The organism is Rhodococcus sp. USK10 (assembly GCF_019378875.1).
GTDB lineage: Bacteria > Actinomycetota > Actinomycetes > Mycobacteriales > Mycobacteriaceae > Rhodococcus_F > Rhodococcus_F pseudokoreensis.
This window is the reverse complement of record NZ_CP076048.1, coordinates 7,464,144-7,477,768: the sequence shown is the minus strand read 5'-3', so window position 1 is coordinate 7,477,768 and position 13,625 is coordinate 7,464,144. Positions and strand designations below refer to the sequence as shown.

25 protein-coding genes are annotated in these 13,625 nt (G+C 65.2%); 4 read left to right on the top strand and 21 right to left on the bottom strand.

Going from position 1 to position 13,625, the window contains the following annotated elements; translation table 11 throughout:
- Positions 1-37 precede the first annotated feature (37 nt).
- The 21 genes from rplO to rpsJ all read right to left on the bottom strand — a co-directional run bounded on the left by rplO (position 38) and on the right by rpsJ (position 9,767).
- Positions 38-481, bottom strand: a complete 444-nt coding sequence (gene rplO / locus I1A62_RS41050) for a 50S ribosomal protein L15 (protein WP_005239667.1) — start codon at positions 479-481, stop codon at positions 38-40.
- 2 nt (positions 482-483) lie between these two features.
- Positions 484-663 carry a 50S ribosomal protein L30 gene (gene rpmD, locus I1A62_RS41045; protein ID WP_005253859.1) on the bottom strand — a complete coding sequence of 60 codons (180 nt, stop codon included), beginning with the start codon at positions 661-663 and terminating at the stop codon, positions 484-486.
- On the bottom strand, positions 663-1,319 hold the full coding sequence (gene rpsE, locus I1A62_RS41040) for a 30S ribosomal protein S5 (protein WP_072945703.1): 657 nt from the start codon (positions 1,317-1,319) through the stop codon (positions 663-665). The genes rpmD and rpsE overlap by 1 nt, the downstream gene beginning before the upstream one ends.
- A gap of 37 nt (positions 1,320-1,356) precedes the next feature.
- Positions 1,357-1,764, bottom strand: coding sequence for a 50S ribosomal protein L18 (rplR, locus tag I1A62_RS41035; protein WP_015889921.1), 408 nt, complete (start codon positions 1,762-1,764; stop codon positions 1,357-1,359).
- 1 nt (position 1,765) lies between these two features.
- Complete coding sequence (gene rplF / locus I1A62_RS41030; RefSeq protein WP_087558461.1) at positions 1,766-2,305, bottom strand: 50S ribosomal protein L6; 540 nt, start codon at positions 2,303-2,305, stop codon at positions 1,766-1,768.
- Positions 2,306-2,319: 14 nt separating this feature from the next.
- Positions 2,320-2,718 carry a 30S ribosomal protein S8 gene (gene rpsH, locus I1A62_RS41025; RefSeq protein WP_005239657.1) on the bottom strand — a complete coding sequence of 133 codons (399 nt, stop codon included), beginning with the start codon at positions 2,716-2,718 and terminating at the stop codon, positions 2,320-2,322.
- 152 nt (positions 2,719-2,870) lie between these two features.
- Positions 2,871-3,056 carry a type Z 30S ribosomal protein S14 gene (locus I1A62_RS41020; RefSeq protein ID WP_005239644.1) on the bottom strand — a complete coding sequence of 62 codons (186 nt, stop codon included), beginning with the start codon at positions 3,054-3,056 and terminating at the stop codon, positions 2,871-2,873.
- Between the two features lie 4 nt (positions 3,057-3,060).
- Entirely contained in the window at positions 3,061-3,627 is a 567-nt protein-coding gene (rplE, locus tag I1A62_RS41015) for a 50S ribosomal protein L5 (protein WP_005239642.1), read from the bottom strand.
- A 1-nt stretch (position 3,628) separates the two neighbouring features.
- A complete protein-coding gene (gene rplX / locus I1A62_RS41010) occupies positions 3,629-3,946 on the bottom strand; it encodes a 50S ribosomal protein L24 (protein WP_005239640.1) in 318 nt (105 codons plus the stop codon).
- Positions 3,946-4,314 (bottom strand): 50S ribosomal protein L14, encoded by a 369-nt coding sequence (gene rplN, locus I1A62_RS41005; RefSeq protein WP_005239639.1) that lies wholly within the window; start codon positions 4,312-4,314, stop codon positions 3,946-3,948. Before rplN ends, rplX begins: the two co-directional genes overlap by 1 nt.
- Before the next feature lie 170 nt (positions 4,315-4,484).
- Positions 4,485-4,766 carry a 30S ribosomal protein S17 gene (gene rpsQ, locus I1A62_RS41000; protein WP_005239638.1) on the bottom strand — a complete coding sequence of 94 codons (282 nt, stop codon included), beginning with the start codon at positions 4,764-4,766 and terminating at the stop codon, positions 4,485-4,487.
- Positions 4,763-4,999 (bottom strand): 50S ribosomal protein L29, encoded by a 237-nt coding sequence (gene rpmC / locus I1A62_RS40995; protein ID WP_005239637.1) that lies wholly within the window; start codon positions 4,997-4,999, stop codon positions 4,763-4,765. Before rpmC ends, rpsQ begins: the two co-directional genes overlap by 4 nt.
- Positions 4,999-5,415 (bottom strand): 50S ribosomal protein L16, encoded by a 417-nt coding sequence (rplP, locus tag I1A62_RS40990; protein ID WP_005239636.1) that lies wholly within the window; start codon positions 5,413-5,415, stop codon positions 4,999-5,001. The genes rpmC and rplP overlap by 1 nt, the downstream gene beginning before the upstream one ends.
- Positions 5,416-5,418: 3 nt before the next feature.
- Positions 5,419-6,225 (bottom strand): 30S ribosomal protein S3, encoded by an 807-nt coding sequence (gene rpsC, locus I1A62_RS40985; protein ID WP_005239635.1) that lies wholly within the window; start codon positions 6,223-6,225, stop codon positions 5,419-5,421.
- Complete coding sequence (gene rplV, locus I1A62_RS40980) at positions 6,225-6,629, bottom strand: 50S ribosomal protein L22 (protein WP_005239634.1); 405 nt, start codon at positions 6,627-6,629, stop codon at positions 6,225-6,227. Before rplV ends, rpsC begins: the two co-directional genes overlap by 1 nt.
- On the bottom strand, positions 6,626-6,907 hold the full coding sequence (rpsS, locus tag I1A62_RS40975) for a 30S ribosomal protein S19 (protein ID WP_003940820.1): 282 nt from the start codon (positions 6,905-6,907) through the stop codon (positions 6,626-6,628). Before rpsS ends, rplV begins: the two co-directional genes overlap by 4 nt.
- A gap of 13 nt (positions 6,908-6,920) precedes the next feature.
- Complete coding sequence (gene rplB, locus I1A62_RS40970) at positions 6,921-7,757, bottom strand: 50S ribosomal protein L2 (protein ID WP_015889918.1); 837 nt, start codon at positions 7,755-7,757, stop codon at positions 6,921-6,923.
- A gap of 39 nt (positions 7,758-7,796) precedes the next feature.
- Positions 7,797-8,102: a 50S ribosomal protein L23 gene (gene rplW / locus I1A62_RS40965; protein WP_005239632.1), complete on the bottom strand. Its 306-nt coding sequence runs from the start codon at positions 8,100-8,102 to the stop codon at positions 7,797-7,799.
- Positions 8,099-8,788 (bottom strand): 50S ribosomal protein L4, encoded by a 690-nt coding sequence (gene rplD, locus I1A62_RS40960; protein WP_072945699.1) that lies wholly within the window; start codon positions 8,786-8,788, stop codon positions 8,099-8,101. Before rplD ends, rplW begins: the two co-directional genes overlap by 4 nt.
- On the bottom strand, positions 8,785-9,441 hold the full coding sequence (gene rplC / locus I1A62_RS40955) for a 50S ribosomal protein L3 (RefSeq protein WP_087558463.1): 657 nt from the start codon (positions 9,439-9,441) through the stop codon (positions 8,785-8,787). Before rplC ends, rplD begins: the two co-directional genes overlap by 4 nt.
- A gap of 20 nt (positions 9,442-9,461) precedes the next feature.
- Complete coding sequence (rpsJ, locus tag I1A62_RS40950) at positions 9,462-9,767, bottom strand: 30S ribosomal protein S10 (RefSeq protein WP_003938093.1); 306 nt, start codon at positions 9,765-9,767, stop codon at positions 9,462-9,464.
- A 465-nt stretch (positions 9,768-10,232) separates the two neighbouring features.
- Here rpsJ and I1A62_RS40945 point away from each other — a divergent pair, with 465 nt between their 5' ends.
- From I1A62_RS40945 to I1A62_RS40930, 4 genes are all read left to right on the top strand, one after another.
- A complete protein-coding gene (locus I1A62_RS40945) occupies positions 10,233-10,709 on the top strand; it encodes a hotdog fold domain-containing protein (protein ID WP_219457922.1) in 477 nt (158 codons plus the stop codon).
- A gap of 288 nt (positions 10,710-10,997) precedes the next feature.
- Positions 10,998-11,966 carry an ATP-binding cassette domain-containing protein gene (locus I1A62_RS40940; RefSeq protein WP_087558465.1) on the top strand — a complete coding sequence of 323 codons (969 nt, stop codon included), beginning with the start codon at positions 10,998-11,000 and terminating at the stop codon, positions 11,964-11,966.
- Complete coding sequence (locus tag I1A62_RS40935; protein WP_087558466.1) at positions 11,963-12,778, top strand: ABC transporter permease; 816 nt, start codon at positions 11,963-11,965, stop codon at positions 12,776-12,778. Before I1A62_RS40940 ends, I1A62_RS40935 begins: the two co-directional genes overlap by 4 nt.
- Positions 12,775-13,623 carry an ABC transporter permease gene (locus I1A62_RS40930; RefSeq protein ID WP_206005510.1) on the top strand — a complete coding sequence of 283 codons (849 nt, stop codon included), beginning with the start codon at positions 12,775-12,777 and terminating at the stop codon, positions 13,621-13,623. Before I1A62_RS40935 ends, I1A62_RS40930 begins: the two co-directional genes overlap by 4 nt.
- Positions 13,624-13,625 lie beyond the last annotated feature (2 nt).

Below are 13,625 nucleotides of genomic sequence, written 5' to 3'. Positions count from 1 at the left end.
GCTGTACTGCGGCCATCTACTGGCTAGCGGTGATAGCTCACAGCTCGGTGGCGGTACCACCGGCAGCAGCGATCTTCTCCTTGGCGGAGCCGGTGAACTTGTCGACCGTCACCTGGACGGCGACAGTCAGGTCGCCGTCGCCGAGAACCTTGACGAGCTGGTTCTTGCGAACGGCACCCTTGGCAACGAGGTCCTCGACCGTGACCTGTCCGCCCTCGGGGAACAGACGGGCGATGTCGCCGACGTTGACGACCTGGTACTCGGTGCGGAACGGGTTGGTGAAGCCCTTGAGCTTGGGCAGACGCATGTGCAGCGGCATCTGTCCACCCTCGAAGGCGGCGGGCACGTTCTTGCGGGCCTTGGTGCCCTTGGTGCCGCGGCCTGCGGTCTTGCCGCGCTTGCCGCCTTCACCACGACCGACGCGGATCTTGTCGGACTTGGCTCCCGGCGCGGGGCGAAGGTGATGCAGTTTGATGGTCATGGTTAGACCTCCTCAACTGTGACGAGGTGGCGCACCACGTTGATCAGACCGCGGTTCTGCGCATTGTCCTCGCGGACAACCGTCTGACGGATGCCCTTCAAGCCGAGGGTGCGCAGCGAGTTCCGCTGGTTCTGCTTGGTACCGATGGTGCTCTTGATCTGAGTGACCTTGAGTTCGGCCATTACTTCACGCTCCCAGCCTGTGCGCGCGCACGCAGCATGCCGGCGGGGGCAACGTCCTCGAGGGCGAGACCGCGGCGAGCGGCAACTTCCTCGGGGCGCTGCAGGCCCTTGAGCGCAGCGACGGTCGCATGCACAACATTGATGGCGTTGTCGCTACCGAGCGACTTCGACAGAATGTCGTGGATGCCGGCGCATTCCAGCACGGCACGCACCGCGCCACCGGCGATGACACCGGTACCGGGGCTTGCCGGACGCAGCATGACGACGCCCGCTGCGGCCTCACCCTGAATCGGGTGCGTGATGGTGCTGCCGATCATCGGAACGCGGAAGAAGCTCTTGCGAGCCTCCTCGACGCCCTTCTGGATGGCCGCAGGAACTTCCTTGGCCTTCCCGTAGCCGACGCCGACCAGTCCGTTGCCGTCGCCCACGATCACCAGAGCGGTGAAGCTGAAGCGACGACCACCCTTGACCACCTTCGACACGCGGTTGATCGTGACGACGCGCTCGATGTGGTTCGACTTCTCGGCCGACTGTCCGCCGCGACGATCGTCGCGACCGCCACCACGACGGTCGCCGCCGCCGCGGTTGTCCCCGGTGTTGGGGCCATTCTGTCCGGCGGGTCCGCTTCCGCCGTCACGCCTCTGACGTCCCGGCATCAGGCTGTCCTTCCGTTCATGTACTCGGTCTTGGTCATCAGAACTTCAACCCGCCTTCGCGAGCTGCGTCCGCAAGGGCCGCGATGCGACCGTGGTAGCCGTGTCCGCCGTGGTCGAACACGACGGTCTCGACACCGGCTGCCTTCGCGCGCTCGGCGATCAGCTGACCGACCTTCGCACTGAGGGCCTTCTTGTCGCCGTCCGCTGCACGCACGTCGGCCTCGGTGGTCGACGCCGCAGCCAGGGTGTGGCCTGCGAGGTCGTCCACGAGCTGGACGTGGATGTGGCGCGAGGACCGGTTGACGACCAGGCGGGGACGCTCGGGCGTGCCGGAGACCTTCTTGCGGAGACGGAAGTGACGACGCACCTTCGACAGGCGACGCTTCGTGGACGCATCCTTGCCGAGCGGAATCCGCTTGGCTTTCTGGTTTGCAGTCTGGCTCATATCACTTACCCGTCTTTCCGACCTTGCGGCGGATCTGCTCACCCTCGTAACGCACGCCCTTGCCCTTGTACGGGTCCGGACGACGGAGACGACGGATGTTGGCCGAGATCTGCCCGACCTTCTGCTTGTCGATGCCCGACACCGAGAACCTGGTGGGCGACTCGACCGCGAAGGTGATGCCTTCCGGAGCCTCGATCGGGACCGGGTGGCTGTAGCCGAGTGCGAACTCGAGGTCCTTGCCCTTGAGCGCGACGCGGTAACCGACGCCGTGAATCTCCATCTTGGTGGTGTAACCGTCGGTGACACCGGTGATGAGGTTCTGAACCAGGGTGCGAGACAGACCGTGCAGCGCGCGGCTGCGACGCTCGTCGTCCGGACGGGTCACGCTGAGCGTGCCGTCGTCGTTCTTCGCAATGGCAATCGGCTCGGAGATCGTCAGGGCCAGCGAGCCCTTGGGTCCCTTGACCGTGACGTCCTGGCCGTCGATCGAGACGTCGACGCCGCCGGGGACGGTGACGGGAATCTTTCCAATACGCGACATTGTGGTGGCCTCCCTTACCAGACGTAGGCGAGGACTTCCCCGCCCACTCCTTGATTGGCCGCCTGGCGATCGGTGAGCAGGCCGGTGGACGTGGAAATGATCGCCACGCCGAGGCCGCCCAGAACCTTGGGCAGGTTGGTGGACTTCGCGTACACACGCAGACCCGGCTTGGAGACGCGGCGCACGCCGGCGAGGCTGCGCTCACGGCTCGGGCCGTACTTCAGGTCGACGATGAGGGTCTTGCCGACCTCGGCGTCTTCGGTGCGGTAGTCGGCGATGTAACCCTCGCGCTTGAGGATCTCGGCGATGTTCGCCTTGATCTTCGAGTGGGGCAACTTCACCTCATCGTGGTACGCCGTGTTGGCGTTGCGCAGACGCGTCAAGAAGTCTGCGATGGGGTCGGTCATGGTCATGAGGTTGACCTCTACCTTTCTCACAACGGTTCCCTCTGCCGTTTCCGGCGCAGGCCTATCGCGAAGTAGGTCTTACGTTTCCCGGTCCGAGGTTACGAACCGGAAGTCTGTGGGGGTGACGCCGTCGCCGTTGCGGCGACGGCGTCACCGGCTCACCAGGAGCTCTTGTGAACGCCGGGCAGCTCGCCGGCGTGCGCCATCTCACGGACGCAGATTCGGCACAGGCCGAACTTGCGGAACACCGAGTGCGGACGGCCGCAGCGCTGGCAGCGGGTGTAGGCGCGCACCGCGAACTTGGGCTTCTTGTTGGCCTTGTTGACCAATGCCTTCTTAGCCATTAGCTCAGTTCTCCTTGAACGGGAAGCCGAGGTGCTTCAGCAGGGCACGGCCTTCTTCGTTGTTGGTCGCGGTGGTCACCACGGTGATGTCCATGCCGCGCGGGCGGTCGATCTTGTCCACGTCGATCTCGTGGAACATCGACTGCTCGTTCAGGCCGAACGTGTAGTTGCCGTTGCCGTCGAACTGGTTGCCCGACAGGCCGCGGAAGTCCCTGATGCGGGGAAGCGCGACGGACACGAGACGGTCCAGGAACTCCCACATGCGGTCGCCACGCAGCGTGACGCGGGCACCGATCGGCATTCCCTCGCGGAGCTTGAACTGCGCGATGGACTTGCGTGCCTTGCGGATCTCGGGCTTCTGACCGGTGATCAGAGCGAGATCGTTGACGGCACCGTTGATCAGCTTGGCGTCGCGCGCGGCGTCACCGACACCCATGTTGACGACGACCTTGACGACGCCGGGGATCTGCATCACGTTGGCGTAGTCGAACTCGGTGTTCAGCGCAGCCTTGATCTCCTCGCGGTAGCGAGTCTTCAGGCGCGGCTGGATCTTGTTCTCAGTGGAGGTCATGTCAGATGTCCTTCCCGTTCTTCCGGGAAATCCGAACGCGCTTGCCGGACTCTTCGTCGGTCCGGTAGCCCACGCGAGTGGGGTTGCCGTCCGAGTCGACGACCGCGACGTTGGAAACGTGGATCGGGGCTTCCTGCGTGACGATGCCGCCGGAGGAAGCTCCGCGCTCGTTCGCGGAAACCGCGGTGTGCTTCTTGATGCGGTTCACGCCTTCGACGAGGACCTTGTTGGTCGCGGGGTAGGCCTGGATGACCTTGCCCTTCGCGCCCTTGTCCTTGCCGGCGATGACCAGCACGGTGTCACCCTTGTGCACCTTCATCACAGCACCTCCGGGGCGAGCGAGACGATCTTCATGAACTTCTTCTCACGCAGCTCGCGGCCGACGGGGCCGAAGATGCGGGTGCCACGGGGATCGTTGTCCGGCTTGATGAGGACGGCGGCGTTCTCGTCGAACTTGATGTACGACCCGTCCGGACGGCGGCGTTCCTTGGTGGTGCGGACGATGACGGCCTTGACGACCTCGCCCTTCTTGATGTTTCCACCCGGGATGGCGTCCTTGACGGTGGCGACGATGATGTCACCGATCCCGGCGTAGCGGCGAGACGAACCACCGAGAACGCGGATGCAGAGAATCTCCTTGGCACCCGTGTTGTCGGCGACGCGCAGCCGCGACTCCTGCTGAATCACTTACTTCTCCTTGACCTGGACTGTTGCACGGCAGATTTCCGACCCGACGTGCGCGGTCTGCACCCGTGCCCTGCGAGAGGGGCCGCCCGGGTGGGCGGCACAACGGTGGGGTTGCCGTGCGTCTGCCGCAAGGCAACCCCACCATCGTACTGGATGCATTATTCGGTTTCTTACTTGGCCTTCTCGAGGACCTCGACGAGACGCCAGTGCTTGGTCGCGGACAGCGGACGGGTCTCCATCAGCTGCACGCGGTCACCGATGCCTGCGACGCCGTTCTCGTCGTGCGCCTTCACCTTGCTGGTGCGCCGGATGATCTTGCCGTAGAGCGGGTGCTTGACCCGGTCCTCGAGCTCGACCACGATCGTCTTCTCCATCTTGTCGGAGACGACGTATCCGGTGCGGACCTTACGGCTGCCGCGCTCTTCAGTGCTCACTGCTTTTTCCTCACTCATGCCGCGTCACCTGCGTCCGGACCGACGGCCAGCCCGAGCTCACGCTCACGCAGAACGGTGTAGATGCGCGCGATCTCGTGACGGACGGTACGCAGTCGACGGTTGTTGTCCATCTGACCCGTGGCCATCTGGAAACGAAGGTTGAACAGCTCTTCCTTCGACTCACGAAGCCGGGTGACCAGCTCTTCTTCGGTGAGCTCGCGGAGCTCTGCGGCTGGGGTTCCAGTAGCCATCAGAACTGCTCCTCCCTTGTCACGATCCGGCACTTGCACGGGAGCTTGTGCATCGCGCGACGCAGGGCCTCACGAGCGATCTCCTCATTGGGGTAGCTCATTTCGAACATCACGCGACCGGGCTTGACGTTCGCGATCCACCACTCGGGCGAACCCTTACCGGAACCCATGCGGGTTTCGGCCGGCTTCTTGGTGAGGGGGCGATCCGGGAAGATGTTGATCCAGATCTTGCCGCCACGCTTGATGTGCCGGGTCATGGCGATACGAGCGGACTCGATCTGCCGGTTGGTGATGTAGGCGGGCTCGAGAGCCTGGATGCCGTAGTCACCGAAGGTCACCTGGGTTCCACCCTTGGCGGCACCCGAACGGCTCGGATGGTGCTGCTTGCGGTGCTTGACCCGCCGTGGGATCAACATGCGTCAGCCCTCCTTCTGTTCAGTCGTAGCGGGTGCATCGGCGGTGGCGGTCGCTGCGCGGCCGGCCTCGGTGCTGGTCGCGGTGGTGCCGGTGGCGCCGGAGCGACGGGGACGGCTCGGACGCTCACGCCGCGGGCGGTCGCCTGCGGGAGCAGCCACGTTGGCGGCGAGCTCACGCTTGCCACCGACGATGTCGCCCTTGTAGATCCAGACCTTCACGCCGATGCGGCCGAAGGTGGTCTTGGCCTCGTAGAGGCCGTAGTCGATGTCCGCGCGAAGCGTGTGCAGCGGCACACGGCCTTCGCGGTAGAACTCCGACCGGGACATCTCGGCGCCGCCGAGACGACCGGAGCACTGAACGCGGATTCCCTTGACGTTGGGCTGACGCATGGCCGACTGGATGGCCTTGCGCATGGCGCGACGGAAGGCGACACGGTTCGAGAGCTGCTCGGCCACACCCTGTGCGACGAGCTGAGCCTCGGCCTCGGCGTTCTTGACCTCGAGGATGTTCAGCTGGACCTGCTTGCCGGTCAGCTTCTCGAGCTCGGAACGGATGCGATCGGCTTCGGCGCCGCGGCGGCCGATGACGATGCCCGGGCGGGCGGTGTGGATGTCGACACGAACACGGTCACGCGTGCGCTCGATCTCGACCTTCGCGATGCCCGCGCGCTCCATGCCGGTGGCGAGGAGCTTACGGATGGCGACGTCTTCCTTGACGTACTCCGCGTACTGCTTGTCTGCGTACCAGCGAGACTTCCAGTCGGTGGTGATGCCGAGGCGGAAGCCGTGCGGGTTGATTTTCTGGCCCACTACTGAGCACTTCCCTTCCGGCGATTACGGGTCGATGTTCCGGTCTTCGGCAGGCTCTCCACGATCACGGTGATGTGACTGGTGCGCTTGCGGATACGGAACGCACGTCCCTGTGCACGCGGCTGGAACCGCTTGAGGGTCGCGCCCTCGTCCACGAACGCCGTGGCGACGACAAGCGTGCTCGGGTCGAGGTCGAGGTTGTTCTCGGCGTTGGCTGCTGCGGAGGCGATCACCTTGGCGACCGGCTCGCTCGCTGCCTGCGGCGCGAACTTCAGGATGTTCAGGGCGTCTTCAACCGAACGCCCGCGGACCAGGTCCACAACGCGACGCGCCTTCATCGGCGTGACGCGCACGTGGCGCGCTACTGCCTTGGCGGTCGGGTTGGCGGTTTCGGTGTTGCTCATCGCCTCTTCGCCTTCCGATCATCCTTGATGTGACCCTTGAACGTGCGGGTCGGTGCAAACTCTCCGAGCTTGTGTCCGACCATCGAGTCGGAAACGAACACGGGGACGTGCTTGCGGCCGTCGTGAACCGCAAACGTGTGGCCGATGAAGTCCGGGATGATCGTGGAACGACGGGACCAGGTCTTGATGACCTGCTTGGTTCCCTTTTCGTTCTGCACGTCCACCTTCGCGAGGAGGTGGTCATCGACGAACGGGCCCTTCTTGAGGCTGCGTGGCATCCTTCACTCCCTCCTAGCGCTTGTTCTTGCCGGTACGGCGACGACGGACAATGAGCTTGTCGCTCGCCTTGTTCTTGCGGGTGCGGCCCTCGGGCTTGCCCCACGGGCTGACCGGGTGGCGACCACCGGAGGTCTTACCCTCACCACCACCGTGCGGGTGGTCGACCGGGTTCATCACGACACCACGGACGGTCGGGCGCTTGCCCTTCCAGCGCATACGGCCGGCCTTGCCCCAGTTGATGTTCGACTGTTCGGCGTTGCCGACCTCACCGATCGAGGCGCGGCAGCGAACGTCGACGCGACGGATTTCGCCGGACGGCATACGCAGCGTGGCGTAGGTGCCTTCCTTACCGAGCAACTGGATGCTGGATCCGGCCGAGCGGGCCATCTTCGCGCCGCCACCCGGGCGGAGTTCCACCGCGTGGATGGTCGTACCCGTCGGGATGTTGCGCAGGGGCAGGTTGTTGCCGGGCTTGATGTCGGCGCCTGCACCGGACTCGACCGGTGCACCCTGGAACAGGCCCTTGGGGGCGATGATGTAGCGCTTCTCGCCGTCCGCGTAGTGCAGCAGGGCGATACGCGCGGTGCGGTTGGGGTCGTACTCGATGTGAGCGACCTTGGCCGGCACGCCGTCCTTGTCGTTGCGACGGAAATCGATCAGCCGGTAGGCGCGCTTGTGTCCGCCACCCTTGTGACGGGTGGTGATACGACCGTGTGCGTTACGTCCACCGCGTCCGTGGAGCGGGCGAACCAGCGACTTCTCGGGGGTCGACCGAGTGATCTCGGCGAAGTCCGAGACGCTCGAGCCACGACGGCCCGGGGTAGTCGGCTTGTACTTACGGATTGCCATGAGTCTTCTCGTCCTCTATGTCTCGTCAAGTCCCGGCGCTTACGCGACCGGTCCTCCGAAGATCTCGATGGGCTTGCTGTCGGCCGAGAGGGTCACGAGCGCGCGCTTGGTGTCCTTACGCTTGCCGTAACCGAACCGGGTCCGCTTGCGCTTGCCCTGACGGTTGGCGGTGTTGACGCTGGTCACGGTGACGCCGAAGATCTTCTCGACGGCAATCTTGATCTGCGTCTTGTTCGAGTCCGGGTGCACCAGGAAGGTGTAGGTGCCTTCCTCGATCAGTCCGTAGGACTTCTCGGAGATGACCGGGGCGAGCAGGATGTCGCGGGGATCGGCGATGGTGCTCACTTGCCCTCCTCCTTGTTCTCTTCCTGGGCGGTCTCGGCGGGCCCGTGGATGAACGCGTTGAGCGCCTCGACGCTGAACACGACGTCATCGCTGTTGAGCACGTCGTAGGTGTTGAGCTGGTCGGGTGCAATGGGGTGCACGCCGTCCAGGTTCTGCACGCTCTTCCAGGCCGCGATGTCCGCGCGCCCGACGACGAGCAGGACCTTCTTGCGATCCGAGATCTCGCCGAGGAAGGTGCGGGCGGACTTCGTGGACGGAGTCTGACCGGCGACCAGTTCGGTGATCACGTGGATGCGCTCGTTGCGGGCCCGGTCGGAGAGGGCTCCGCGCAGTGCGGCGGCCTTCATCTTCTTGGGGGTCCGCTGGCTGTAGTCGCGCGGCTGCGGGCCGTGGACGGTGCCACCACCGGCGAACTGCGGTGCACGGGTCGAGCCCTGACGGGCGCGGCCGGTGCCCTTCTGGCGGTACGGCTTCTTGCCACCGCCGCGAACCTCGCCGCGGGTCTTGGTGGAGTGGGTGCCCTGACGTGCAGCGGCGAGCTGCGCGACGACAACCTGGTGGAGAAGCGCGATGTTGGCAGGCGCGTCGAAGATCTCCGCGGGGAGATCGACGGTGCCGTTGGTCTTGCCGCCGGCGACCTTGACGTCCAGCGTCAGCTTGGTCGTCGATGTCTCGGTGCTGGTCATGCTCGTGCACCACCCTTCACTGCACTCTTGACGATCACGAGGCCACCCTTGCGGCCGGGGATCGCACCCTTGATCAGCAGCAGGCCGTTCTCGGCGTCCACCTTGTGAACGGAGAGGTTCTGCGTCGTGATGCGGTCGCTACCCATGCGGCCGGACATGCGCATGCCCTTGAACACGCGGCCCGGAGTGGCGCAACCACCGATGGAACCGGGGCGACGGTGAACGGCCTGCGCACCGTGCGATGCGCCCTGACCGGAGAAGCCGTGGCGCTTCATGGTTCCGGCGAAGCCCTTACCCTTACTGGTTCCGGTGACGTCGACGTAAGCGCCGTCCTCGAAGACCTCGGCGGTAAGTTCCTGGCCGACCTCGTACTCCGAGGTGTCGGCAACGCGGAGCTCCACAACGTGGCGGCGCGGGGTGACGCCGGCCTTGGCGAACTGGCCGGAAGTCGGCTTGTTCACCTTGCGCGGGTCGATGGCGCCGAACGCGAGCTGCACGGCGCTGTAGCCGTCACGCTCTTCGGTACGAATCTGGGTCACGACGTTCGGTCCGGCCTTCACGACGGTGACCGGAACGACCCGGTTGTTCTCGTCGAAGACCTGGGTCATGCCGAGCTTGGTGCCCAGGATTCCCTTGATCTTGGTATCAGTCATTGTTTTTGTCTCCGCCGCGCTCACTGAATGTTGACGTCGACGCTGGCCGGAAGGTCGATGCGCATGAGCGCGTCAACCGTCTTGGGCGTCGGGTCGAGGATGTCGATAAGCCGCTTGTGAGTACGCATCTCGAAGTGCTCGCGCGAGTCCTTGTACTTGTGCGGCGAGCGGATGACGCAGTACACGTTCTTTTCGGTCGGCAACGGCACGGGTCCAACGACGCGGGCCCCGGTACGGGTCACCGTCTCGACGATCTTGCGCGCTGACGCGTCGATCGCCTCATGGTCGTAGGCCTTGAGCCTGATGCGGATCTTCTGTCCCGCCACGCTTAGTGTCCTTTTCTTGCCGCGTTTCGTAGTCCCACCCGAGTCGGGCCGAACTACCTCGTCTGCACAGTCCCTTACCTGGGCCGCAACTGTCCGAACGCTAGGCGACCGGGACACACCCGATCCGCTGCCGCTGTTCATCTGTCATGGTTCTCCGGTACACGCGGTCGGGCGTGTCGCCCTCCCACTCATTCTCCGACCCGCAACTTTTCAGCTCTTCGGGCCGGGAACGCGTACCGGATGCACTCGTTTCGAGTGCCAGTAGGTACTGCTTCCGTCTTGCATGTGGCCGCGAGCAGGTCATTTGATCTACACCGCGACGTTTCACCCCACCTGTTTCGGGCCGCAAACGATCGCGTCCCAGACAAGGCAACCCGACCAGTATGCCGTACCGGGCAGGAGAGATCAAACCGGGCTCGATCACTCTCGCCGGTCCCCGAACTTACTTTCAAGTAATATCGGGGCATGACACCCTCGAGCCCCACTTACGCCGCCTGGCAGAAGCTCCCCGACAACGCGCTCGGACACGCGTTGTTCTCCGTCGGCATGTGCATCCGCGTCCCCTACTTCGGATCGGTGCTTCCCCGCGTCGTCGAGATGCGGCCGGGCCGCTGCGAGGTGCGGGCGCCGAAGTGGTGGGGCGTCCGCAACCATCTGGGCACGTTCCATGCGATCGCTGCGTGCAACCTCGCCGAGGCGGCCATGGGCATGCTGTCCGAGGCGACCGTGCCGTCGACCCACCGGTGGATCCCGAAGTCGATGACCGTCGACTACCTCGCCAAGGCGAACGGTCCGCTGCGGGCAGTCGCGGAACTGACGGAACTGCCGGACTTCGGCGCGATGACCGCGGGCACCGACGTGGTCGTGCCGGTGCGCATCTTCGACCGCCGTGGGGCCGAGGTGGTCCACGCCGACATCACGACGTGGGTCACGCCGCGGTAGAGCGCGAAAGGCGCATGTCGAAGCTCACATTCGGTCCGGCGGCCGCGGCGTCGACTCGAATTGCCCTGTGGCACTTCCCCGGAGCCGGAACGTCGCGGCGCAGTTGGAGCTTCGGGCGGGGCGGGATCGGTTGCACCGTGGTCGCCGGGGTCGAAGTGGTACAGACGTCCGGCATTTATCGCGGACGTGTCTCCACCCGTTACACAAGATTTCCGTCCGTGTTCCGAGGGCGGGGAGGTCTTCGCCGGTCTGCTCTGATCGCCCTCTTCGCGTGACATACTCGAGGACATGCCAGCACCTGACACCGCCGTTCTTGTCGAGGGAATCGAGAAATCCTTCGGTGACGTAGCAGCGTTGCGGGGTGTCAGCTTCGAGGTGCCCCGCGGCACAGTGCTCGGCATCCTGGGCCCCAACGGCGCGGGGAAGACCACCACCGTCAACGTGCTGTCGACCCTGCTGCGCCCCGATGCGGGCCGCGCATTCGTCGCCGGACACGACGTGGTCGAGGAGGCTGCCGACGTTCGTCGCAGCATCATGATGACGGGTCAGTACGCCGCGCTGGACGAGTCGCTGACCGGGCGCGAGAATCTCGTGCTGTTCGGTCGGCTCATGGGCCTGCCCAAGGCGTCCGCGAAATCGCGCGCCGAGGATCTGCTGACGCAGTTCGATCTGCTCGACGCGGGTGACCGGAAGGTGTCCGGGTATTCGGGCGGTATGCGCCGGCGCGTCGACATCGCCTGTGGCCTCGTGATCCGTCCCGAGGTCGTGTTCCTCGACGAGCCGACGACCGGCCTCGACCCCCGCAGCCGCCAGGGCGTGTGGTCTCTCGTGTCCGCGCTCAAGGAGCAGGGCATCACGATCCTGCTGACGACGCAGTACCTCGAGGAGGCCGACCTCCTCAGCGACAACATCGTCGTGATCGACAAGGGCACGGTGATCGCCGAGGGCACGGCAGACGAGTTGAAGGCCCGGACCGGCGGAAGCTACTGCGAGGTCGTCCCGGTCAGCCTCGACGACCTGCCACGCGTCCGGGAGATCCTCACGAGCCTGTGCCCACCCGGCCGGGTCATCGAGGAAGGCACCGACCGGTTGTCGATTCCCGCCGAGCACGGCGCCCAGACCCTCGCCGAGGTTCTGCGCCGACTCGACCTCGCCGGCGTCACGCTCGCCGACATCGCCCTTCGGCGCCCGTCCCTCGACGACGTGTTCCTCTCACTCACCGGCCACGTCCGCGTCGACGAGAGCCTGCCGTCGTGACGGCGCCCGCCCAGCTCGGATTCGAGCGCACCCTCGAAGGCAAGCACCGGCGGCCGCATCCGTCGAGCGTCCAGCAGTGGATTGCGCTGTCCCAGCGGAATCTGCACACGATGTGGGTGTTCGGTCAGTTCTTCATCGCAGTGCTGGCGCCGTTGATCTTCACCATCGGGTTCTATCTGCCGCTGCGTCTGGTGATGAAGTTCCAGGGCATCGATTACGCGCAGTTCGTCATGCCGATCATCGTCCTGCAGGCCATGGCGTTCACCGCGATCTCGGCGGCACACCGCGCGGCCACCGAGGCGTCGAACGGCATGAATTCCCGGTTCCAGACGATGCCGGTCAAGGCGGCGGTCCCGCTGACGGCGCGCATGACCGCGTGCCTCGTGCACTCGACGATCTCACTCGTCGCCGCGATCGGCTACGGATACGCGATCGGCTTCCGGTTCTCCGGCGGACTCGGGCTGACCGCGGCGTTCTGCGGGCTGGCGATGCTGATCGGGTTCACGCTCACGACGGGCGCCGACGCCCTCGGCACTCTCACCCGCAGCCCCGAGGTCACCAGTCAGGCGCTGACGCTCCCCCAGCTGATTCTCGGCATGTTCTCCTCCGGTTTCGTTCCGGTGACACAGTTCCCCGAGTGGGCGCAGGGCTTCGTGCGCAATCAGCCCATCTCGCAGTTCTCCACGTCCATGCGTGCCATGACGGACGGCACGATCACGTTCCACCAACTGACACCCACTCTGCTGTGGTGCGGCGGGCTGGCGCTGGTCTTCATTCCGTTGTCGATCTGGTCGAATGTGAGGCGCGGATGACCACCGAGTACCGATCCGACACGCCGGCGACGGTGACGTTTCCCGAGGTGATCGAACCCCACGCGGAGAACTCCCTCGCCGCGCTGTTCTCGCACAGCCTGCTGCAGACCAAGCGCCTTCTGCTTCGCTGGGCCCGGGACCCGTACACGATGCTGCAGGCGATCGTGTACCCGTCGCTGATGTTGCTGATGTTCTGGGCGGTGCTCGGGATCTCGATCACCAAGGCCACCGGCGTCAACAGCGTTTTCGGGACCGTTCCGATGATCACGCTCGTCGGCGCGATGTTCGGTTCCATCGCGGGCGGCCTGTCGTTGAAGAAGGAATGGGCGGACGGGCTCCTGAGCCGGTTCTGGGTGCTGCCCGTGCACCGCGCGTCGGGCCTGCTCAGCCGTCTCATGGCCGAATCCGTGCGGATCGTGCTCACCACCGTGCTGATCATCGCGGTCGGTTTCGCCATCGGATTCCGTTTCAACCAGGGCATTCTCGCCGGCATCGCGCTGATGCTGCTCCCGCTGCTGTTCGGCGTGAGTTTCGCGACGATGGTGACGGCCCTTGCCGTCAACGCGGCGAAGGCGCCGCTCGTCGAAATCCTGTCGCTGCTGTGCACTCTGCTGCTGTTCTTCAACTCCGGATTCGTGCCCACCGGCGCCTACCCCACATGGCTCCAGCCGTTCGTGGAGAACCAGCCGATGTCCTGCGCGATCGACGCGATGAAGGGACTGTCGATGGGCGGTCCCGTCGCGGAACCTCTGTTGAAGACGATCGCGTGGTCGGTCGCCGGGTTGCTGATATTCACCTACCCCGCAGTGCGCGGCTATCGCCGGGCCGCGGGCACCCCGGCGTAGCA